Annotated in this window: 20 protein-coding genes and 3 pseudogenes; 19 read left to right on the forward strand and 4 right to left on the reverse strand. The window is 68.8% G+C overall.

Features of this window, described 5'->3' with window-relative positions; genetic code table 11:
* Positions 1–4: 4 nt before the first annotated feature.
* The 12 genes from PARHAE_RS13940 (at position 5) to PARHAE_RS13990 (ending at position 9,187) form a co-directional block, all read left to right on the forward strand.
* Complete coding sequence (locus tag PARHAE_RS13940; RefSeq protein WP_126155197.1) at positions 5–1,201, forward strand: acyl-CoA dehydrogenase family protein; 1,197 nt, start codon at positions 5–7, stop codon at positions 1,199–1,201.
* Between the two features lie 14 nt (positions 1,202–1,215).
* Positions 1,216–2,214, forward strand: a complete 999-nt coding sequence (locus PARHAE_RS13945; RefSeq protein ID WP_126155198.1) for an acyl-CoA dehydrogenase family protein — start codon at positions 1,216–1,218, stop codon at positions 2,212–2,214.
* Positions 2,211–2,639: a PaaI family thioesterase gene (locus tag PARHAE_RS13950; protein WP_126155199.1), complete on the forward strand. Its 429-nt coding sequence runs from the start codon at positions 2,211–2,213 to the stop codon at positions 2,637–2,639. Before PARHAE_RS13945 ends, PARHAE_RS13950 begins: the two co-directional genes overlap by 4 nt.
* Positions 2,639–3,460, forward strand: coding sequence for an oxepin-CoA hydrolase, alternative type (locus PARHAE_RS13955; protein ID WP_126155200.1), 822 nt, complete (start codon positions 2,639–2,641; stop codon positions 3,458–3,460). Before PARHAE_RS13950 ends, PARHAE_RS13955 begins: the two co-directional genes overlap by 1 nt.
* The gene (locus PARHAE_RS13960) at positions 3,457–4,974 is read left to right on the forward strand and encodes a class I adenylate-forming enzyme family protein (protein ID WP_126155201.1); all 1,518 of its coding nucleotides are present in this window, start codon (positions 3,457–3,459) and stop codon (positions 4,972–4,974) included. Before PARHAE_RS13955 ends, PARHAE_RS13960 begins: the two co-directional genes overlap by 4 nt.
* Positions 4,975–5,188: 214 nt before the next feature.
* Positions 5,189–5,485, forward strand: a complete 297-nt coding sequence (locus tag PARHAE_RS21150; RefSeq protein ID WP_164555258.1) for a hypothetical protein — start codon at positions 5,189–5,191, stop codon at positions 5,483–5,485.
* Positions 5,486–5,555: 70 nt separating this feature from the next.
* The gene (locus PARHAE_RS13965; RefSeq protein ID WP_126155202.1) at positions 5,556–5,861 is read left to right on the forward strand and encodes a BufA1 family periplasmic bufferin-type metallophore; all 306 of its coding nucleotides are present in this window, start codon (positions 5,556–5,558) and stop codon (positions 5,859–5,861) included.
* 61 nt (positions 5,862–5,922) lie between these two features.
* Entirely contained in the window at positions 5,923–6,765 is an 843-nt protein-coding gene (gene bufB / locus PARHAE_RS13970) for an MNIO family bufferin maturase (RefSeq protein WP_126155203.1), read from the forward strand.
* Positions 6,755–7,489 carry an HvfC/BufC N-terminal domain-containing protein gene (locus tag PARHAE_RS13975; RefSeq protein WP_126155204.1) on the forward strand — a complete coding sequence of 245 codons (735 nt, stop codon included), beginning with the start codon at positions 6,755–6,757 and terminating at the stop codon, positions 7,487–7,489. Before bufB ends, PARHAE_RS13975 begins: the two co-directional genes overlap by 11 nt.
* Complete coding sequence (locus tag PARHAE_RS13980) at positions 7,486–7,923, forward strand: DoxX family protein (protein WP_126155205.1); 438 nt, start codon at positions 7,486–7,488, stop codon at positions 7,921–7,923. Before PARHAE_RS13975 ends, PARHAE_RS13980 begins: the two co-directional genes overlap by 4 nt.
* An 83-nt stretch (positions 7,924–8,006) precedes the next feature.
* On the forward strand, positions 8,007–8,549 hold the full coding sequence (locus tag PARHAE_RS13985; RefSeq protein ID WP_241232818.1) for a sigma factor: 543 nt from the start codon (positions 8,007–8,009) through the stop codon (positions 8,547–8,549).
* On the forward strand, positions 8,546–9,187 hold the full coding sequence (locus PARHAE_RS13990) for an NrsF family protein (RefSeq protein ID WP_126155206.1): 642 nt from the start codon (positions 8,546–8,548) through the stop codon (positions 9,185–9,187). Before PARHAE_RS13985 ends, PARHAE_RS13990 begins: the two co-directional genes overlap by 4 nt.
* Positions 9,188–9,295: 108 nt before the next feature.
* Here PARHAE_RS13990 and PARHAE_RS13995 read toward each other — a convergent pair whose 3' ends face one another.
* Positions 9,296–10,207 (reverse strand): LysR family transcriptional regulator, encoded by a 912-nt coding sequence (locus PARHAE_RS13995; RefSeq protein WP_420899409.1) that lies wholly within the window; start codon positions 10,205–10,207, stop codon positions 9,296–9,298.
* Between the two features lie 85 nt (positions 10,208–10,292).
* Between PARHAE_RS13995 and PARHAE_RS14000 the strand changes: the two genes are divergently transcribed.
* From PARHAE_RS14000 to PARHAE_RS14020, 5 genes are read left to right on the forward strand one after another with little or no spacing between them, the layout of a single operon-like run.
* Positions 10,293–11,492 carry an acyl-CoA dehydrogenase gene (locus PARHAE_RS14000; RefSeq protein ID WP_126155208.1) on the forward strand — a complete coding sequence of 400 codons (1,200 nt, stop codon included), beginning with the start codon at positions 10,293–10,295 and terminating at the stop codon, positions 11,490–11,492.
* Positions 11,485–12,642, forward strand: a complete 1,158-nt coding sequence (locus tag PARHAE_RS14005; protein ID WP_126155209.1) for a CaiB/BaiF CoA transferase family protein — start codon at positions 11,485–11,487, stop codon at positions 12,640–12,642. The genes PARHAE_RS14000 and PARHAE_RS14005 overlap by 8 nt, the downstream gene beginning before the upstream one ends.
* Entirely contained in the window at positions 12,639–13,514 is an 876-nt protein-coding gene (locus PARHAE_RS14010) for a 3-hydroxybutyryl-CoA dehydrogenase (RefSeq protein WP_126155210.1), read from the forward strand. Before PARHAE_RS14005 ends, PARHAE_RS14010 begins: the two co-directional genes overlap by 4 nt.
* A 16-nt stretch (positions 13,515–13,530) precedes the next feature.
* Positions 13,531–14,289 carry an electron transfer flavoprotein subunit beta/FixA family protein gene (locus PARHAE_RS14015; protein WP_126155211.1) on the forward strand — a complete coding sequence of 253 codons (759 nt, stop codon included), beginning with the start codon at positions 13,531–13,533 and terminating at the stop codon, positions 14,287–14,289.
* A complete protein-coding gene (locus PARHAE_RS14020; RefSeq protein WP_126155212.1) occupies positions 14,289–15,215 on the forward strand; it encodes an electron transfer flavoprotein subunit alpha/FixB family protein in 927 nt (308 codons plus the stop codon). Before PARHAE_RS14015 ends, PARHAE_RS14020 begins: the two co-directional genes overlap by 1 nt.
* Positions 15,216–15,295: 80 nt before the next feature.
* On the opposite strand, the gene radC is transcribed toward PARHAE_RS14020, so the two are convergent.
* From radC to PARHAE_RS22000, 3 genes and pseudogenes are all read right to left on the reverse strand, one after another.
* Complete coding sequence (radC, locus tag PARHAE_RS14025; RefSeq protein WP_126155213.1) at positions 15,296–16,234, reverse strand: RadC family protein; 939 nt, start codon at positions 16,232–16,234, stop codon at positions 15,296–15,298.
* A gap of 126 nt (positions 16,235–16,360) precedes the next feature.
* Positions 16,361–17,299: pseudogene (locus tag PARHAE_RS14030) on the reverse strand (ABC1 kinase family protein); the annotation flags it as partial.
* Positions 17,300–17,314: 15 nt separating this feature from the next.
* On the reverse strand, positions 17,315–17,674 hold the full coding sequence (locus PARHAE_RS22000; RefSeq protein ID WP_338142927.1) for an AarF/ABC1/UbiB kinase family protein: 360 nt from the start codon (positions 17,672–17,674) through the stop codon (positions 17,315–17,317).
* 128 nt (positions 17,675–17,802) lie between these two features.
* Here PARHAE_RS22000 and PARHAE_RS14035 point away from each other — a divergent pair.
* Together PARHAE_RS14035 and PARHAE_RS14040 are read left to right on the forward strand one after the other, a co-directional pair.
* Positions 17,803–18,588: pseudogene (locus PARHAE_RS14035) on the forward strand (aminotransferase class III-fold pyridoxal phosphate-dependent enzyme); the annotation flags it as partial.
* Positions 18,589–18,794: 206 nt separating this feature from the next.
* A pseudogene (locus tag PARHAE_RS14040) lies at positions 18,795–19,436 on the forward strand (hypothetical protein); the annotation flags it as partial.

Genomic DNA, 19,436 nt, shown 5'->3' on the forward strand with positions numbered 1-19,436 from the left:
CGACATGGACATGAGCTTTTCACCTGAAGACCAGGCCTTCCGCGCCGAGGTCCGCCAGTTCCTGAAGGACCGCCTGCCCCAGCGGCTGTCCGAAAAGGTCCGCCTGTTCCAGGAACTGACCAAGGCCGAGATCGAGGAATGGCACGCCGTCCTGAACGAAAAGGGCTGGCTGGCCGGCAACTGGCCGCGTGACTTCGGCGGCGCGGGCTGGACCGCGATCCAGCGCCACATCTTCGAGGAGGAAAGCGCCCTGGCCCATGCGCCGCGCATCCTGCCCTTCGGCATCGCGATGCTGGGGCCGGTGTTGCAGAAGTTCGGCAGCAAGGAGCAGCAGGACCGGTTCCTGCCGCGCATCCTGGACGGCCAGGACTGGTGGTGCCAGGGCTATTCCGAACCGGGTTCGGGGTCCGACCTGGCCTCGGTCAAGACCACGGCGGTGCGCGACGGAGATCATTACGTGGTCAACGGCCAAAAGACCTGGACCACGCTGGGCCAGCACGCCAACTGGATCTTCTGCCTGGTGCGGACCGATCCCACCGCCAAGGCGCAGGAGGGCATCAGCTTCCTGCTGGTCGATCTGACCGCGCCGGGCATCACCGTGCGGCCCATCGTTCTTCTGGACGGCAACCCCGAGGTGAACGAGGTCTTTTTCGACGACGTGCGCGTCCCGGCCGAAAACCTGGTGGGCGAGGAGAACAAGGGCTGGACCTATGCCAAGTATCTGCTGACGCATGAGCGCACCAACATCGCGGGCGTGGGCTTTGCCACGGCGGGGCTTGCCGCGCTGAAGCGCATCGCGCGCGGCCAGATGTCGGGCGGCAAGCCGCTGTCGCAGAACCCGCTGTTCGCGGCCCAGGTCGCGCGGGTGGAAATCGACCTGATGGCGATGGCCACGACCAACCTGCGGCTGCTGGCCCAGGCGGCGGCGGGGCAGGCACCGGGGGCCGAAAGCTCGATGCTGAAGCTGAAGGGCACGCAGATCCGGCAGGCCATCAACGATCTGACGCGCCGTGCCGTCGGTCCCTGGGCGCTGGCCTTTCCGTCCGAGGCGCTGGAGGGTGCGAACGACGACCTGCCGCCCGGCCCGCCCGAGGCTGCGGGCGCCACGCGCGCCTATCTGAACAACCGCAAGCTGTCGATTTATGGCGGCTCGAACGAAATCCAGCGGGGGATCATCGCGAAATCCCTGCTGGGCCTCTGAAGGGGGACCGCCTGATGAACTTTGGTTTCACCGAAGAACAGACCATGCTGGGCGACAGCCTGGCCCGGACGCTGGAGCGCGGGACGGACGCCAGCGCCTTGTTCGAGCTGGGCGCAGGCGCCGCGCTGATGACCGAGGAGGCCGGCGGCTTCGGCGGCACCGGGGCGGACATCCTGATGGTGTTCCGCACCCTGGGACGCGCTGGCGCGGTCACGCCGCTGCTGGACAGTGTGGTGCTGGGCGCGGGCATCCTGTCGGCTGCGGGCGAAAGTGATCTGGCCGAGGCCGCCGCCAGCGGCGAGGCCCGTGTCGCGGTCGCGCTGGACGAACCCGGCCAGCGGTACGAGGGCACGGTCGCCACGACCGCCGCCGCCGGCAAGCTGACCGGCGAGAAATCGGTGATCCATGGCGCCGAGGACGCGACGCATCTGATCGTGCGGGCGACGGACGGCCTTTATCTGGTCGAGGCCGGGGCCGAGGGGCTGAGCCTGCGCGGCTATGCCCTGATGGACGGCGGCCGCGCGGCCGAGGTGACGCTGAAGGACGTGCCCGCCCGCCGCCTGGGCGATGCGGACCTGCTGGACCGCCCGCTGGCCGCCGCGATCCTGGCGCTGTGCGCCGATGCCCTGGGGGTGATGGAAAAGGCGGTCGATCTGACGACCGACTATCTCAAGACCCGCAAGCAGTTCGGGCGTCCCATCGGATCGTTCCAAGCCATCCAGCACCGCATGGCGGACCTGCTGACCGAAGTCGAGCAGGCCCGGTCCGCCGTCTGGAACCTGGCGGGCCATCTGGACAGCGCCGACCGTGACCGTCACGTCGCCGCGACCAAGTCGCTGGTGGGCCGCATCGCGCGCCTGGTGGCCGAGGAAACCATCCAGCTGCACGGCGGTATCGGCATGACCGAGGAATACGAACTGGCCCCCATGGCCCGCCGCCTGCTGGCCGCCGATGCGCGGTTTGGCGACAGCGATCACCATCTGGAACGCTTCATCGCGGCCAGCGCGGCATGACGGACTCGCCCGCCCTGATCGTGGATGAAACCGGCACGCAGCGGCTGGTCGGCTATACGCTGGACGTGGGCCAGCCGGACCGGCAGGCCCGCTGCCGCCTGCTGGTGGACGACCGGCACACCAACCGCCACGGCGTGCTGCATGGCGGGATCGCCGCGATGCTTCTGGACAGCGCCTGCGGGGCCACGGCCAGCCTGACGGTGGACGACAGCGGTCGGCGGCCGTTCCTGACCATCTCGCTCACCGTGGATTTCGTGGGCGCGGGCCGCCCGGGCGGCGTTACGGCAACCGGCCGCGTGGTTGGCGGAGGACGCAGCCTGCTGTTCGTGGCCGGTGACTTGGTCCACGACGACGGCACCCTGATCGCCACGGCCAGCGGCGTGTTCAAGCGGGTTCCCGGCGGCACCGGGGCGGAGAACGGCTGATGACCGAAACCACCGCCCGGATTCTTGTCGAGGATCGCGGCGATCACCTGCTGGTGACGTTGAACAATCCCGCCCGTCGCAACGCCCTGGACCCGGCGATGCACTCCATTCTGCGCAATGCTCTGGATCAGGCTGCGGCCGAGGATCGGCTGGGCGCGGTGGTGCTCACCGGGGCGGGCGGCTATTTCTGCGCGGGGGGCGATCTGAACGCCCTGGCGCAGCGGGCCGCCCTGACACGCGATGAACGCCGCGCGCGGATCGACGACCTGCACACGACCATTCGGGCGATCCGCGCCTGCCCCCGCCCGGTGATCGCTGCTGTCGAAGGCGGCGCGGCGGGTGCGGGCCTGTCCATCGCGCTGGCCTGCGACCTGCTGGTCGCGGCCGAGGACGCGAGTTTTGCCGCCGCCTATGTCCGCGTCGGCCTGGTGCCGGACGGGGGGCTGACGGCATCGCTGGCGCGGCGCGTTCCGGCGTCCCTGGCGGCCCGGATGTGCCTGACAGGCGACCCGGTCACCGCGCCGGCCCTGGCCGTCATGGGGGTGGTGACGGATCTGTGCCCCCCGCGCCAGGCCGTCGCCCGCGCCGCGGATCTGGCCGCACGGCTGGCCCAGGGACCGGCGGGGGCGCAGGCCGCCATCAAGCGCCTGCTGGCCGACGCCGGCCAGACCGGCTTTGACGACCAGCTTGACCGCGAACGCGATGCGATGGCCGACGCCCTGGCCTCGCCCGAGGCTGCCGCAGGCCTGCGGGCCCGTCTGGACCGCAGGGGTCCCGATTTCGGACGGGGCCTGCCCAGGAAAAAGGAAACCGACCGATGACGACGCGAATCCATCATCTTCTGGACGCGCGCCGGGCGTCCCCCAGGGACCTGGCGCTGATCGATCACGACGGCACTCGTCATGACTATGGGCAATTCTGCGACGCGGTGGAACGCATGGCCGACGATCTGGCCGCGCGGGGCCTGGGGCCGGGCGACCGTCTCCTGATCGTGGCCGAGAACTGCGCGGCCCTGCCCGCGCTGATCATTGCAGCGTCCCGCCTGGATGCGATCGCGGTTCCGGTCAATGCCCGCATGACCGAACACGAACTGCGCCGCATCGCCGCCCATACCCAGGCCCGGCTGACGGTCTTTCTGTCCGGCGCCTCGCCCCAGGCGGGTGGCCACGCAGCGGCGGCGGGGGCCACGCCCTGGGCGACCCCGCTGGGCACCGTCCAGATCGCTGTTCCGGATCCCGACGCCACCCCCGAGCCGGTGATACCGGGGGCCGATCAGGTGGCGGTGATCCTGTATACGACGGGTTCGACCGGCACGCCCAAGGGCGTGATGCTCAGCCACGGCAACCTGATTTTCGGGGGCGGCACGTCGGCGCGGATGCGCGGCATGACCCGGGACGACCTGATCCTGGGCGTGCTGCCGATCACCCATGTCTTCGGCCTGACCTCGATGACCATCGCGGCGCTTGTCGCGGGCGCAGGGCTGCGGCTTTTTTCGCGCTTTTCAGCCGCGGTGGTTCTGGACGGGTTGCAGGCCGGGGCCAGCGTCCTGCCCGCCGTGCCCCAGATGCACGCCCTGATCATGGAGGAAGCCGCAGCCCGCGGCATCGACCGCCTGCCGCCGGGACGGCTGCGCTATGTCTCCTCGGGGGCGGCGCCGCTGGATCCGGACTGGAAGCGGCGGGCCGAGGCCTTCTACGGCGTCGCGCTGCAGAACGGCTATGGCCTGACGGAAACCACGGCCGGCGTCACGCTGACCACCAACCCGCCGGGCGTGCCGGATGTCAGCGTCGGCCCCGCCCTGCCGGGGGTGGAATTGCGCCTGCGCAATGTCGGCCCCGACGGCGTGGGCGAGATCCTGACCCGCGGACCCCATGTGATGCCCGGATATTTCCGCAACCCCGAGGCCACTGCGGCGGCCTTCGATGCCGACGGGTTTCTGTGTACCGGTGATCTGGGCCGGCTGGACGAGGCCGGAAACCTGCACGTCGCCGGACGCGTGCGCGAATTGATCATCCGCGGCGGCTTCAACGTCTATCCGCCCGAGGTGGAAGCTGCCCTGAACGACCACCCCCGCGTGATCCAGACCGCCGTGATCGGGCGCAGGATCGAGGGCGGCAACGAGGAGGTTCTGGCCTTTTGCCAGACCGACGACCCGGCCAGCCTGACCGAAGCCGATCTGCGCCTGCATGTGGCCGAACGGCTTTCGGCCTACAAGCGTCCGGCGCGCATCATCGTCACCACCGCGCTGCCGACCTCCCCCAATGGCAAGATCCTCAAGCAGCAGTTGATCGAGACGTTCCGGCACGCCCTGGAACGGAAAGAGGACCAGGGATGACCGGCACCGCACTGCGTGTTGTGTCGGCTGTCGGTGCGTCGCTGAAGACCTTCGGCCATCCGCCGAAGGCAAGGTTCGCGACAAGGATCAGGAATATCCGCCCGTAAAAGCGGCTGTCCGTGACAAGGCGGGATCCCTGAAAACGACAAACGCCCTGTCAGAAACCAAAGGGCGCGCGAAGACAATGTCGAGAAGGGTCGATCCCCCTGGCGGCGTGACATGGACCCGGCATCACGGCGCGTATCACCTGCTGACCGGAAAGAACTGCCGCGACCCGATCGGTGGTTTCAGGCTGTCGGTCAATTCCGGTGTCCTGCGCCATGGCAGCACGCAATGGACCTGTGCAGAGATGCCGGAAGGGCGGAAGGGCAGCGTTCAACAGACAGCCACGAAGCTTTTGATCGTTCCAGTCATGGCTTTTGCGCCAACAGCCGCTGTTCCAGGCCTGTCAAGGCCTGTGGTCGCACCGCCGGACAGGCATGGCGCGAAAGAAGTTCTGGGCGCGTTGTAACATCCTGGCCCCTTCTGCCGATCTGTCTTCTGGAAGGCGTGCAAGCCTTCTCAGACAGGGAGAAACACTGATGACCGCAACGATGTCCCGCCTGGCCCTTGGCGCATCGCTGGCCTGCGCGCTTGGCGCGATGGCCGCAACGCCCATTCAGGCGCAGGAAATGGAAAAATGCTATGGCGTGGCCCAAGCCGGGCAAAACGATTGCGCGGCGGGGCCGGGCACGACCTGCGCTGGCACTTCGACCACCGATTACCAGGGCAATGCCTGGAAGCTGGTCCCGGCGGGCACCTGTCTGTCGATGGAACTGCCCCCCGCCAGCGACGGCACCGCGCGCAAAGCCTCGCTGGAGCCGCTGACCCGCGACGTTCCCGCATGATCCGACAGGGCGCGGTCCCGCGACCGCGCCCTTCCATTGCGCCCGGCACCAGGAGGATGCCATGACCCGACTGCCCCCCCGCGCCGGTGTCGGCTTCAAGCCCCAGCACCTTGCCGATATCCGCCGCGATCCGCACCCGCCCGCCTTTTTCGAGGTCCATGCCGAAAACTACATGGGCGCGGGCGGGCTGCCCCATGCGCAACTGGCGGCGCTGCGGGCCGATCACGCCCTGTCCGTCCATGGGGTCGGGCTGTCGATCGGCGGTGCAGGCAGGCTGGACGCCGGCCACCTGGCGCGGCTGCGGGCCCTGTGCGACCGCTATGAGCCTGAAAGTTTTTCCGAACATCTGGCCTGGTCCAGCCACGGCGCGGAATACCTGAACGACCTGCTGCCCTTGCCCTATACGTCCGGCACGCTGGCCGCCGTCTGCGATCATGTGGATCAGGTCCAGCAGGTGCTGGGCCGCCGGATGCTGCTGGAAAACCCCGCGACCTATGTGCTGTTCGCGCAGTCCGACATCCCCGAAACCGAATTCCTGGCGCAGATCGCCGCCCGCACCGGCTGCGGGCTTTTGCTGGACATCAACAACGTCTTCGTGTCCTGCACCAACCACCGCCGTGATCCGCGCGCCTATCTGGCCGATTTCCCGATGGACGGCGTGGGAGAGATCCACCTGGGCGGGCACGCGGCCGAGGATCTGCCTTCGGGACCGTTGCTGATCGACAGCCATGGGGCGGTGGTGGCCGATCCGGTCTGGACGCTTTACGGGCAGGTGATCGACCGCATCGGCCCTGTCCCCACGCTGGTCGAATGGGACAACGACCTGCCTCCCTGGCCGGTCCTGGCCGCCGAGGCCGCGCGCGCCGATGCCCTCCTGACACGGGTGGCCCGTCATGCCGCCTGATGGCCAGTCCGCGTTCCGCAGCGCCCTGCGCGACGGCACCCTGCCGCCCGGCGTCACCGCCGCCCACCCGGCCGAGACCGCGCGCCGCTTTGCCGTTTATCGCAACAACGTGGCCGTCAGCCTGGGCCAGGCGCTTGGGCGGCGCTTTCCGGTGATCCAGCGGCTGGTGGGGGACGAATTCTTTGCCGCCCTGGCTCGCGCCTATCTGGCGGCCGATCCGCCGCGCAGCCCGGTCCTGATGGAATGGGGCGCGGGGTTCGCGGGCTTTCTGGCGGGCTTTCGGCCGCTGGCGGGATGGCCGTTCATGGCCGATGTGGCGCGGATCGAATGGGCGCGGGGACTGGCCTTTCATGCCGCCGACGCCGCCCCCCTGGACCCTGCCATCCTGGCCGCAGCCGATCCTGAAACCCTGCGGCTGGCCCTGCACCCTTCAGTCACGGTGCTGCGGCTGGACCATCCGGCGGTGACGATCTGGGCGCAGAACCAGCCGGGCGCCGCCCCCGGACCGCTGCCGTCCGGCCCCCAGATCGCGCTGATCCTGCGTGATCCGTCCTTCGCCATCCCGGTCGAGGCGATCACGCCCGCCGATGCCGTGCTGATCGAGGCGCTGCAATCCGGCGCGACCCTGGCCGGCGCCGCCGCCCTTGATCCCGATCACGATCCCGCCCCCCGCCTGATCGCGCTGATGCGACAGGGCGCCTTCATCAAGGCGCGCACCCGATGATCGCCCGGCTGAACGCCCTGCCTGCCCGCATCCCCGCCGATCTGGTGGCCCTGTCGCTGCGGGTCTTTCCCGCCCTTGTCTTCTGGCAATCGGGCCGCACCAAGGTCGAGGGGCTGTCGATCACGGATTCCACCTGGTTCCTGTTCGAACACGAATACGCCTTGCCGCTGATTCCGTCCGCCTGGGCGGCCGTGCTGGCCACGCTGGCGGAACACGCGCTGCCGGTGCTGATGATCCTGGGGTTGATGACGCGGCTGTCGGCCCTGGGTTTGCTGGCGATGACGGCGGTGATCCAGGTCTTTGTCTATCCTGGCGCCTGGCTGACCCATGGCCTGTGGGCGGCGGCCCTGCTGGCCCTGGCGGCCCACGGTCCGGGGCGGCTGTCGCTGGATCACCTGCTGGGACTGGATCGCGCCAGGGGCGGACGCCGATGATGCTGGCCGGGGATCCTGCCCAGGGCGGGCATTGCCCCGCCTCGCGGACCGGGGCTAGACTGGGGCATCGACGGACGGAGGCCGTGCTGGAAAAGGACCGCGTCTGGGACGATCTGATGCGCCGGGCCAACGGGGGCGACGGCGCGGCCTTTCTGCGCTTTCTGACCGAGGTGACGCCGCCCCTGCGCGGGCTGATCCGCACGCGGGGCCGCAGCCTGCCCCCCGACCTGCACGAGGACATCCTGCAAGAGGTTCTGCTGGCCATCCACCTGAAACGCGGCAGTTGGGATGCAACGGTGCCTGTCCGGGCCTGGCTTTACGCCGTGGCCCGGCACAAGGTGGTCGACGCCTTCCGCAAGCGCGGCCATCGCCTGCATCTGCCGATCGACGAGGTGGCCCAGATTCTGGCCGCCGAACCCGAACCCGCGCCCCTGGCCGCGCGCGACGCCGACCGGATGCTGGGACTGATCGACGCCCGGTCCGCCGCCCTGGTGCGCGCCGTCCGGCTGGAGGGACGAAGTCCCGAAGACGCGGGCGCCGGACTGGGCCTGACCGCAGGCGCCGCCCGCGTGGCGCTGCACCGGGCGATGCGGCGCCTGGCCCATCTGGCCGAGAGGATGCGATGACCGACCCCCGATCCACCGACGACCTAATCCGCCGCCTGGCCGCCAGCTCCCCTCCGGCGCCCTTGTCGGCCCCCTTGGCGGCCGGGGCGATCCTGGGCGCGGCGGCCCTGTCGGCCGGGTTGTTCCTGCTGCTGGCCGGGCCGCGCGCCGGCCTGCTGTCCGCCCTGGACAATCCTGCGGTCCTGGCCAAGGTCGTTTTGCCCCTGGTTCTGGCGGTCGCTGCCCTGGTGCTGGCCCTGCGTTCGGCCCGGCCGGGCGCCGCTGTCCGGCCATGGGTGCTGGCGGTTCCCGTGGCGGCGGCCCTGGCGTTGTTTGCGGTGCGGCTGGTCCAGACCCCCCCGGCCCAGATCCTGCCAACCGCCCTGGGTAGCAGCGCCGTCGCTTGCCTGGCATCCATCACCGCGCTGTCGGCGCCGGCCATCATCCTGGGCCTGGCGCTGTTCCGGCGTGGCGCTGCCCTTCGTCCGGCGCTGACGGGCGCGCTGATCGGGCTTGCGGCCTCGGGCGGCGCGGCGGCAGGCTATGCGCTCCATTGCACCGAGGATTCGCCGCTGTTCTTCACCCTCTGGTACGGCCTGGCGATCCTGGCAGGCACAACCGCAGGTGCCGTCGCCGGAAGAAAACTGCTGCAGTGGTAAGGACAGGGAAAGGGGCATCGCCGATGTCTTGAAAGACGGCAGGACGCTTGGGCTTGGCCTTCATCATTCAAGCCTGCGACATCGCGGCAGACACGATCTTTGAAACGGTTATCGCGGGTCTTCAATTGTCGTGACCTCCTGGGCCAGCCAGTCGCGGAAATGGATCAACGGACGCGATTCGGCGCGCGTCCCCGGCCAGACCAGGTGGTATCCGCCTTGGCCTGGAACGGCCGTTTCAAGAACGGGCAGCAGGTGCCGTTCGGCAATTTCCTGGCGCGCGAGGTAGTCCGGCAAGAGCGCCAGCCCCACCCCGGAAATCGCTGCCTGGATCATCATGGAAAACTGGTCCATCACCATGCCCCCCGACGGCGCGGTCCCCGTGCCCTGGCCCCGGAACCAGTCGGCCCAGGCATCCGGGCGGGTCTGAAGATGCAGCAGGACCAGACCCGCAAGGTCGCCCGGATCGCGGATCGGATGGGTGGCCAGAAAGGCCGGGCTGGCGCAGGCGGTCAGGCTTTCATCGAACAGCTTCAGGCTGTGGGCATCCGGGGCGGCGTCATGGCGAAAGATGATCGCCGCATCAAAGGGCTCGCTGTTAAAGGCGACGGGCTGAAAGCGGGTCGTCAGGTTGACCAGGATCCCCGGATGCCGGGCCATGAATCCGGGCAGGCGCGGGGCCAGCCAGCGGGTGCCGAAGGTCGGCAGCACCGCCAGGTCCAGGCTGCCGCCTTCGGGATTGGCGATCAGCGACATCCCGCCCCGCTGGATCAGGTCAAGCGCGGCGGAAATGTCCTGGTGATAGCGCGCGGCCCCGTCGGTGGGGACCAGGCGGCGGCGATGACGCACGAAAAGCTTCTGGCCCATCTGTTCTTCCAGCGTCTGGATCAGGCGGCTGACGGTGCTTTGCGTCAGGCCCAGTTCCTGCGCGGCCGCCGTCACCGATCCATGCCGCATCACCCCGTCGAACGCCAGAAGCAGGCTGAGGTTCGGCAAGTATCGTCTGATCCGCAAGACATTCATCCCATGCATGAACTCATGGAAATTTATCATTTTTGATGTTGCGCACAAATGGATATCCTTCTGGCAACAAATCAGGAGTTCCTTCATGTCCACCACATCCCCCAAGGGCGCTGCGTTCGACTGGTCTGACCCGTTTCTTCTGGACGACCAGTTGAGCGAGGAGGAGCGGATGATCCGCGACGCTGCTGCGGCGTTTGCGGCCGACCGGCTGGCGCCGCGCGTCACCGACGCCTACCTGAACGAGACGACCGACCCCGAGATCTTTCGCGAGATGGGGGCTGCGGGCCTGCTGGGGGTGACGGTGGATGACGCCTATGGCGGGGTAGGCGCGTCCTATGTGGCCTACGGCCTGGTGGCGCGGGAAATCGAGCGGGTTGATTCCGGCTATCGCTCGATGGCCTCGGTCCAGTCCTCGCTGGTGATGTTTCCCATCGAGGCCTATGGCAGCGAGGACCAGAAGCGGCGCTATCTGCCGAAGCTGGCCACGGGCGAATGGATCGGCTGCTTCGGGCTGACCGAACCGGATGCGGGGTCCGACCCGGCGGGGATGAAGACCCGCGCGAAGAAAACCGACGGCGGCTATGTGCTGAACGGCGCCAAGACCTGGATCTCGAACAGCCCGATCGCGGACGTGTTCGTGGTCTGGGCCAAATCGGACGCCCATGGCGGCAAGGTGCGCGGCTTCGTTCTGGAGAAAGGCACCAAGGGCCTGTCGGCGCCCAAGATCGAGGGCAAGCTGTCCCTGCGGGCCTCGATCACCGGCGAGATCGTGATGGAGGACGTGGAGGTGTCCGAGGACGCGCTGCTGCCGGGCATCGAGGGCATGGGCGGGCCGTTCGGCTGTCTCAACCGCGCGCGCTACGGCATTTCCTGGGGCGCGATGGGCGCGGCCGAGGATTGCTGGTTCCGCGCCCGCCGGTACGGGCTTGACCGCCATCAGTTCAACCGCCCCCTGGCCGCGACGCAGCTGTTCCAGAAGAAGCTGGCCGACATGCAGACCGAGATCGCGCTGGGGCTGCAGGCGTCCTTGCGCGTGGGCCGGCTGTTCGACGAAGGCCGCTTTGCGCCCGAAATGATCTCGATCGTCAAGCGCAACAACTGCGGCAAGGCGCTCGACATCGCGCGGATGGCCCGCGACATGCACGGCGGCAACGGCATCTCCAGCGAATACCACGTGATCCGCCACGCCCAGAACCTGGAAACCGTGAACACCTATGAAGGCACGCACGATGTCCACGCGCTGATCCTGGGCCGTGCGCAGACCGGGATCCAGGCCTTTGGCTGAACCGCCGCTGAAGGGGCTGCGCGTCGTCGAACTGGCGCGCATCCTGGCCGGGCCGTGGGTCGGCCAGACACTGGCCGACCTGGGGGCCGAGGTCATCAAGGTCGAATCGCCCGAGGGCGACGACACCCGCCGCTGGGGCCCGCCCTTCATCGACCGGCCCCGCGCGGACGGCACCACCGAACGGGTCGCGGCCTATTTCCACGCGGCCAACCGCGGCAAGACCTCAGTGGTGTGCGACTTCAACGACCCGGCCGACCTGGACCGGCTGCGCGGGCTGATCGACGGGGCCGACGTGGTGGTCGAGAACTTCAAGGCCGGCGGGCTGCGTCGCTTCGGGCTGGATTACGCCACGCTCTCGGTGCGCAATCCCCGGCTGGTCTATGCCTCGATCACCGGCTTTGGCCAGGACGGGCCGCGCGCGTCCCAGCCGGGCTACGACTTCCTGATCCAGGGCCTGTCCGGCATCATGGACCTGACCGGCGCCCCGACGGGCGAACCGCAAAAGGTCGGCGTGGCCTGGATCGACATCTTCACCGGGCTTTACGGGGTGATCGCGGTGCAGGCGGCGCTGGCGGAACGGACGCGGTCGGGGCAAGGCCAGCATCTGGACCTGTCGCTGATGGATTGCGGGGTGGCGGTGCTGGCCAACCAGGCCACCAACTTCCTGCTGGGCGGCACGGTGCCGCACCGGCTGGGCAACGCCCATCCCAACATCGTGCCCTATCAGCTGTTTCCGGCCTCCGACGGCCACCTGATCGTGGCCTGCGGCAATGACCGGCAGTTCGCCGCGCTGTGCCGGGTGCTGGATCTGGCCGATCTGCCGAGCCACCCCGATTACGCCACCAACCCCGCTCGCGTCGCGCATCGCGACCGGCTGGTGCCGATGCTGGCCGCCGCCACCGCGCGGCGCACCCGCGCCGATCTGATCGCCGGCCTGGAGGCCGCGGGCGTCCCCGCCGGTCCCATCAACGACGTGGCCGAGGCGCTGTCCGACCCCCAGATCGCGGCGCGCGGCCTGCGCATCGCCCCCGAAGGCATCCCGGGCCTGCGCACCCCCATCCGCATGGGTCGCAGCCCCCTGACCCGCGACCGCGCCGCGCCGGCCCTGGGGGACGGAAAGTGGACTTTCGGCGAGGATGCGGGGCCATGACGGTTCAGACGGTTGGGATCATTGGTGCGGGCCAGATGGGCAACGGGATCGCGCATGTCTTTGCCTTGGCTGGATACGACGTGCTGATGACCGACATCAGCCAGGAGGCCATGGACAAGGCGCTGGCGCTGATCGACCGCAACCTGGAACGCCAGGTCGGCCGGGGCAAGGTTGACCCGGACGCCAAGAAGGCCGCCATGGCCCGCATCCGCACCACGCTGCGGCTGGCCGACCTGGGCCAGACCGACCTGGTGATCGAGGCCGCGACCGAGCGCGAAACCGTCAAGCAGGCGATCTTCGAGGATCTGGTCCCGCACCTGAAGCCCCACACGATCCTGACCTCGAACACCTCGTCGATCTCGATCACGCGGCTGGCCTCGCGTACCGACCGGCCGGAAAAGTTCATGGGCTTCCACTTGATGAACCCGGTCCCGGTGATGCAGCTGGTCGAACTGATCCGCGGCATCGCCACCGACGAGCCGACCTACAAGACCCTGCACGCGGTGGTGGAGAAGCTGGGCAAGACCGCCGCCAGCGCCGAGGATTTCCCGGCCTTCATCGTCAACCGCATCCTGATGCCGATGATCAACGAGGCGGTGTATACGCTGTACGAGGGGGTGGGCAACGTGCGCTCCATCGACGAATCCATGAAGCTGGGCGCCAATCATCCGATGGGTCCGCTGGAACTGGCCGACTTCATCGGCCTGGACACCTGCCTGGCGATCATGAACGTGCTGCATGACGGGCTGGCCGACACAAAATACCGCCCCTGCCCGCTGCTGACCAAATATGTCGAGGCCGGCTGGCTGGGCCGCAAGACCGGACGCGGCTTCTACGACTATCGAGGCGAAACGCCCGTCCCGACACGGTAAAGAAAGGACCACATCCATGAGAATTCTGATCCCGATCAAGCGGGTTATTGACTACAACGTGAAGGCTCGTGTTCGTGCGGACGGGTCTGGGGTTGATCTGTCGAATGTGAAGATGTCGATGAACCCGTTTGACGAGATCGCGGTGGAGGAGGCGATCCGGTTGAAGGAGAAGGGCCAGGCCGAGGAGGTGGTGGTGGTCAGCGTCGGCGTGAAGCAGGCGGCCGAGACGCTGCGCACGGCCTTGGCGATGGGCGCGGACCGGGCGATCCTGGTGGTTGCGGCGGAGGACGTGCACCAGGACATCGAGCCCCTGGCGGTGGCCAAGATCCTCAAGGCGGTGGTCGATCAGGAACAGCCGCGCCTGGTGATCGCGGGCAAGCAGGCCATCGACAACGACATGAACGCCACCGGCCAGATGCTGGCGGCTCTCCTGGGCTGGGGGCAGGCGACGTTTGCCTCCAGGCTGGTGATCGAGGGCGATGCGGCCCGCGTCACGCGCGAGGTGGACGGGGGGCTGCAGACCATTGAGGTCAAGCTGCCGGCGATCGTGACGGCGGATTTGCGCCTGAACGAGCCGCGCTATGCCAGCCTTCCCAACATCATGAAGGCCAAGAAGAAGCCGCTGGAGGAGAAGACGGCGGCCGATTACGGCGTCGACGTGAGCCCGCGCCTGGAGGTGGTGACCACCCGCGAGCCGGAAGGCCGGCAGGCGGGCATCAAGGTGGGATCGGTCGACGAACTGGTCGGCAAACTCAAGGAAGCGGGGGTGATCTGATGGCGGTTCTTCTGTTGGGCGAAGTGACGGGCGGCGTTCTGAACCGGGACGCCACGGCCAAGGCGGTGGGCGCGGTGGCCGCGCTGGGCGAGGTGACGGTGCTGTGCGCGGGCGCCCATGCCAGGGACGCCGCAGCCGAGGCCGCGACCATCGCCGGGGTGGCGCGCGTGCTGGTGGCCGAGGACGCGCGCTACGGCCACCGCCTGGCCGAGCCGACGGCGGCGCTGCTGGCAAGCCTTGCGGGCGATTACGAGCACATCGCAGCCCCCGCCACCACCGACGCCAAGAACGTCATGCCGCGGGTGGCGGCGCTTCTGGACGTGATGGTGATCCCCGAGGTGTCGAAGGTGATCGACGCCGACACCTTCGAGCGTCCGGTTTATGCCGGCAACGCCATCCAGACGGTGAAATCGCGTGACGGCAAGAAGGTCATGACGATCCGCACCGCCAGCTTCGAGGCGGCGGGCACGGGCGGGGCCGCCGCTGTCGCGGATGCGGACCTCACCGCCGATCCGGGCCTGTCGTCGTGGCTGTCCGACGAGGTGGCGGCCTCCGACCGTCCGGAACTCACCTCGGCGGGCCGGGTGGTGTCTGGCGGGCGCGGCGTGGGCTCCAAGGAGCAGTTCGCGCTGATCGAGGCGCTGGCCGACAAGCTGGGCGCGGCGGTGGGCGCGTCCCGCGCCGCGGTGGACAGCGGCTATGCCCCGAACGACTGGCAGGTGGGCCAGACCGGCAAGGTGGTGGCCCCCGCGCTTTACGTGGCGGTGGGCATCTCGGGCGCCATCCAGCACCTGGCCGGCATGAAGGACAGCAAGGTCATCGTCGCCATCAACAAGGACGAGGAAGCCCCCATCTTCCAGATCGCAGACTACGGTCTGGTCGGAGACCTGTTCCAGGTGCTGCCAGAACTGACAGCGAAGGTGTAGGGGGGTTCAGAACGCCGCACCTGCAACCTTCGGGCGTTGCCCACTGTGGCGGCACGGTCATCGTGCCGTCACGGCAGCCCTTACAACAGGCCCGTCGCGCGAAAGGACACTTCGCAGGTCTTGCCCACGACGATGTGGTCGTGGACGGTGACGTCGATGGCCTCGCAGGCGGCCATCACCCGGGCGGTCATGGTGATGTCCTCTCGCGAGGGGGTCGGATCGCCCGAAGGGTGGTTGTGGACCAGGATCACCGCGCTGGCGTTCAGCTCCAGCGCGCGCTTGGCCACCTCGCGCGGATAGACGGGAACATGGCCCACCGTGCCGCTGCCCAGGGCTTCGTCCGCGATCACGGTGTTCTTGCGATCCAGAAACAGCACGCGGAACTGCTCGATCTCGCGATGGGCCATGACCGTGCGGCAATAGGCGATCAGCGCGTCCCAAGACGCCAGGACCTCGCGTTGCAGCACCCTGGCCTGGGCCATCCTTTGGGCAAAGCCGTCCACCAGCCGCAGTTGCAGATACACCCATCGGTCGGCGCCCTCGACCTGAAGGATGCGGTGTTCGGATGCGGCGACCACGCCGTTCAGATCCCCGAACGCGGCCAGCAACCGCTTGGCCAGGGGCTTCACGTCGATCTTCGGGATGGCGTTGAACAGCAGCAGTTCCAGCAATTCGTATTCGGGCATGGGGGCATGCCCGCCGTCCAGGAACCGGGTCCGCAGCCGTTCCCGGTGGCCCCAGTAATGCGGACGCGCGGCGCCGCTGGTGTCCCTGACCAGACCGCCGCCCGCCGCCGCGTCCGGCCGCAGCCGGTCCGTCATGCGGAAGGACGGCGCAAAGGCGGGTTCCGTCAGGGCGTCGGGCGGGGGCAGCCGCGCGTCCAGATCGTCCAGGCCGCGCAGCGATGCCTCGGAAAAGCCGAAGGGTCTGCCGTCCGCCTGTTCGTGGCGCGGTGTGTCGCCAAGCGGTGCCGGGACATCATCGCCGCTGCCCTGCCTTTCCCGATGTCGATCCGTCATCCGATCCCTGCCTGCCGCTGCACGACCTCGGCGGTCCCTGCGTCCTGCGGTGGCCCCCCGTTGAACCGAAACCTTGCCCGATCTGGGTAAAGGAACGGTTAACGCCGCCCTGACCGGGGGCGCCGATCAACGGTCGCGGTCCAGCAGGTCCAGGATCGGCAGCCTGGCCCCCAGGCGCACGCACAGCAGCACGGTCCCGCTGATCTTGCGCTGCACGAACAGCGTCTCGGTCGGGGGCAGGTGCCAGCTGGCCCGGTCCGCCAACAGGGGCGCCGCGCGTTCGCGCAATGCCGCCACGACGCTGCGGTCGGCAAAGTCGAACCCGGCGTCGCGGCTGGCGTGCAGCTGCGCCAGCATCAGGCCGATCATCGCCTCGATCGCCGTCCGGTGGCGCAGATCCTGGGCGGGCGAGACAAAGCCCGCTGCGACAAGCGCTTCGCGGACCTGGCCCGCGTCGCCCGACAGCCCCGCCTGCCGCAGGGACCGATAGGAAGCCGCGGTCGCGGGCGTGATGGCGCGCGTCGCGCCAAAGTCCAGCAGCACGATCCGCCCGCTGTCAGGCTGCCAGCGGTAGTTGGCGAAGTTCGGATCGGTCTGCATCAGGCCGAAGTCGAACAGTTCGCGCAGCACCAGTTCGACAAGCGCCCCAAGGGCGGCGTTGCGCCGTTCCTCGGGGGCCGAGGCCAGGTCTTCGATGGGCACGCCCGCCTGGAAGGTCATCGGCAAGACGGTCGGGCGCAGCAGCGCATCCACCGGCCGGGGCACGGCGAAACGGCCGTCGCCTTCCAGCAGCGCGCCATAGCGGCGCATCTGCCCGGCCTCGCGCAGGTAATCGGCCTCCTCGCGCAATTGCCGCTTGGCCTCGGCCAGCAGCGGCGCCACATCAAGCCCTTCCGGCAGCAGCCCGGACAGGCGCAGAAGCGTGGCCACGTTGTCGATGTCGGCGTCGATGCTGGCGGCGATGCCGGGATACTGCACCTTGACGGCCAGTTCTTCCCCGGACGGCAGGACGGCGCGGTGGACCTGCCCGATCGAGGCCGCGGCCAGGGGCCGGGCCTCGAACCGGGCGAAAAGGCGGCGCTAATCCGGCCCCCAGGCCTGGGCCAGCACCCGGTCCAGTTGCCGGGGCGGCATCACATGGGCCTGGTCGCGCAACTGCGCCAGGATCGCGGTCAGTTCAGGCGGCAGCACATCGCCCGCGTCCATCGACAGCATCTGGCCCAGCTTCATCGCCGCCCCGCGCAGGCGCGACAGTTGCGCGGCCACCTTTTGCGCATTGCCGGGCGTCAGCAGCAGGTCGGGCAGGTGCGGACGTTCGCCCCGGGCAAGGCGGCGCACGCCCTCGCCCAGAACCCCGGCGGCGACCCCCCCGGCGATCTGGCCAAAGGCCGCAAGGCGGGCAAGCCGGGCCGAGGGCACCGGGCGGGATCGGTCGGTCATGGCGAAGCCTCTGCGCTTGAAACGTCCCGCCGACATGGGGTCGCAACAGGGCAAGCGCCAGAGCGGTGCGACAACGCTGTCAGGGGCTCGCGCAACAGCCGCCAAGGATCCTTGACGCGGGGACAGCCACGGGCCTAATGACCGGCAGCCTGACCGGATTGGAGCTGTTTCACAAGAAATTCGACCTGCCGCTGGCGCAGGTGATCCATACCGAGGCGCCGTATCATTTCCGCCGCCCCGATGCGGGCATGACCGAGGAGCAGTTCAGGGCCGCGATCCAGAAGGTGCTGGCGCGCCACGACATCCTGCTGATCGCCGACGAGGTGGTGACGGGCTTTGGCCGGTTGGGGTCGATGTTCGGCAGCGACCATTACGGCATGACCCCGGACATCGTCACCTGCGCCAAGGGGCTGACATCGGCCTATGCGCCGCTGTCTGGGTCGATCATCGGCCAGCGGGTCTGGGACGTGCTGACGCAAGGAACGGACGAGAACGGCGTGCTGGGTCACGGCTGGACCTATTCCGCCCATCCCATCGGCGCGGCTGCGGGCATCGCCAACCTGGAGCTGATCGACAAGCTGGGTCTGGTGGAAAACGCAGGGAAGGTGGGTGCCTATCTGAACGCGCGGATGAAGGACGCGCTTGGCGATCACCCCCATGTCGGAGAGATCAGGGGCGAGGGGATGCTCTGCGCCGTCGAACTGGTCCGCGACCCCGAGGCGCGCGGCTTCTTCGAGGCGTCCGAGGGCGTGGGCGCCAAGGTGGTCGCCGCGATGCTGCGTCGCGGGGTCATCGCGCGGGCCATGCCGCAGGGCGACATCCTGGGCTTTGCCCCGCCCCTGTGCCTGACAAGCACCGAGGCCGACACCATCGTCGGCGTCACCGCCGAGGCCGTCCATGAGGTTTTTGGATAAGGGCGGGACACCGGCACATAGACGGCCAGGAAGGGCAGCCTGCCGGCAACGGGGTTCTTGGCGGCAGTCAGGATGTCTTGCCCCTGCACGTCCGGAATGCCACACCTTTGGGGATGAGCATCGTCCAGAACCGTCTTGCCTGCCACAAGATTGTTGACAAAAAACCGGCTTGGCACATCATCGCGGCTGTCAAAGGGTGTGTCATCGTGTGCCACTGGTATCGTGTTTTTCTGGCCGCATCGGTGTCCGTCTGGCTGTCGGGCAACGCCGCTGACGCCCAGGCGGTGGACGCGGATTTGCCCGGGCAGGCCCATGCCTTGCGCCAGGTCATCTCGACCATGGAATCCGAGGTGGCCGAGTTGCAGCCCCGCCTGGACATGGCAAGGGAACAGCTTGCGGATCTGACCCGCCAGATCGACGAGGCGACGCAGCAGCTGGAAAGCCGCCGCCGCGACCTGTCCAGCTTGCAGGCCGACCGGGACAAGCTTCACGCTGCGATCGCCGAAGGCCAGGCCGACCAACAGCGCCAGCAGGACGCGCTGCAAGCCGCGGGTGCCGAACTGGCTGACGTGACGGCCCAGGTCCAGGACGCGAGTGCCGAACTGGCCGGGATCGCCCAGCAGCAGGCGGCCCTGGACGCGCGATCCGCGGAACTGGCCTCGGAAATCGACGGGCGGGAAAAGCGTTCCGGCGAACTGGCCGAGGAGGTCCGCCAACTGACCGCGGAACTGGCGGCCCTGGCCCGCGTGCGCGACATGGCGCAGGAACCGGACGAGCCGGCCCCGCCCCTGCCCCCGGCGGCCGAAAGCGCGGCCCCGGCGGGCCAGCAGGCCTTGGCCCCGCCGCAG

The organism is Paracoccus haematequi (genome assembly GCF_900631945.1).
Classification (GTDB): Bacteria; Pseudomonadota; Alphaproteobacteria; order Rhodobacterales; family Rhodobacteraceae; genus Paracoccus; species Paracoccus haematequi_A.

Coding starts and splice junctions, on each gene's coding strand:
- PARHAE_RS13940 (WP_126155197.1), top strand. CDS start 5: ATGGACATGAGCTTTTCACCTGAAGACCAGGCCTTCCGCGCCGAGGTC.
- PARHAE_RS13945 (WP_126155198.1), top strand. CDS start 1,216: ATGAACTTTGGTTTCACCGAAGAACAGACCATGCTGGGCGACAGCCTG.
- PARHAE_RS13950 (WP_126155199.1), top strand. CDS start 2,211: ATGACGGACTCGCCCGCCCTGATCGTGGATGAAACCGGCACGCAGCGG.
- PARHAE_RS13955 (WP_126155200.1), top strand. CDS start 2,639: ATGACCGAAACCACCGCCCGGATTCTTGTCGAGGATCGCGGCGATCAC.
- PARHAE_RS13960 (WP_126155201.1), top strand. CDS start 3,457: ATGACGACGCGAATCCATCATCTTCTGGACGCGCGCCGGGCGTCCCCC.
- PARHAE_RS13965 (WP_126155202.1), top strand. CDS start 5,556: ATGACCGCAACGATGTCCCGCCTGGCCCTTGGCGCATCGCTGGCCTGC.
- bufB (WP_126155203.1), top strand. CDS start 5,923: ATGACCCGACTGCCCCCCCGCGCCGGTGTCGGCTTCAAGCCCCAGCAC.
- PARHAE_RS13975 (WP_126155204.1), top strand. CDS start 6,755: ATGCCGCCTGATGGCCAGTCCGCGTTCCGCAGCGCCCTGCGCGACGGC.
- PARHAE_RS13980 (WP_126155205.1), top strand. CDS start 7,486: ATGATCGCCCGGCTGAACGCCCTGCCTGCCCGCATCCCCGCCGATCTG.
- PARHAE_RS13990 (WP_126155206.1), top strand. CDS start 8,546: ATGACCGACCCCCGATCCACCGACGACCTAATCCGCCGCCTGGCCGCC.
- PARHAE_RS13995 (WP_420899409.1), bottom strand. CDS start 10,207: ATGAATGTCTTGCGGATCAGACGATACTTGCCGAACCTCAGCCTGCTT.
- PARHAE_RS14000 (WP_126155208.1), top strand. CDS start 10,293: ATGTCCACCACATCCCCCAAGGGCGCTGCGTTCGACTGGTCTGACCCG.
- PARHAE_RS14010 (WP_126155210.1), top strand. CDS start 12,639: ATGACGGTTCAGACGGTTGGGATCATTGGTGCGGGCCAGATGGGCAAC.
- PARHAE_RS14015 (WP_126155211.1), top strand. CDS start 13,531: ATGAGAATTCTGATCCCGATCAAGCGGGTTATTGACTACAACGTGAAG.
- PARHAE_RS14020 (WP_126155212.1), top strand. CDS start 14,289: ATGGCGGTTCTTCTGTTGGGCGAAGTGACGGGCGGCGTTCTGAACCGG.
- radC (WP_126155213.1), bottom strand. CDS start 16,234: ATGACGGATCGACATCGGGAAAGGCAGGGCAGCGGCGATGATGTCCCG.
- PARHAE_RS22000 (WP_338142927.1), bottom strand. CDS start 17,674: ATGACCGACCGATCCCGCCCGGTGCCCTCGGCCCGGCTTGCCCGCCTT.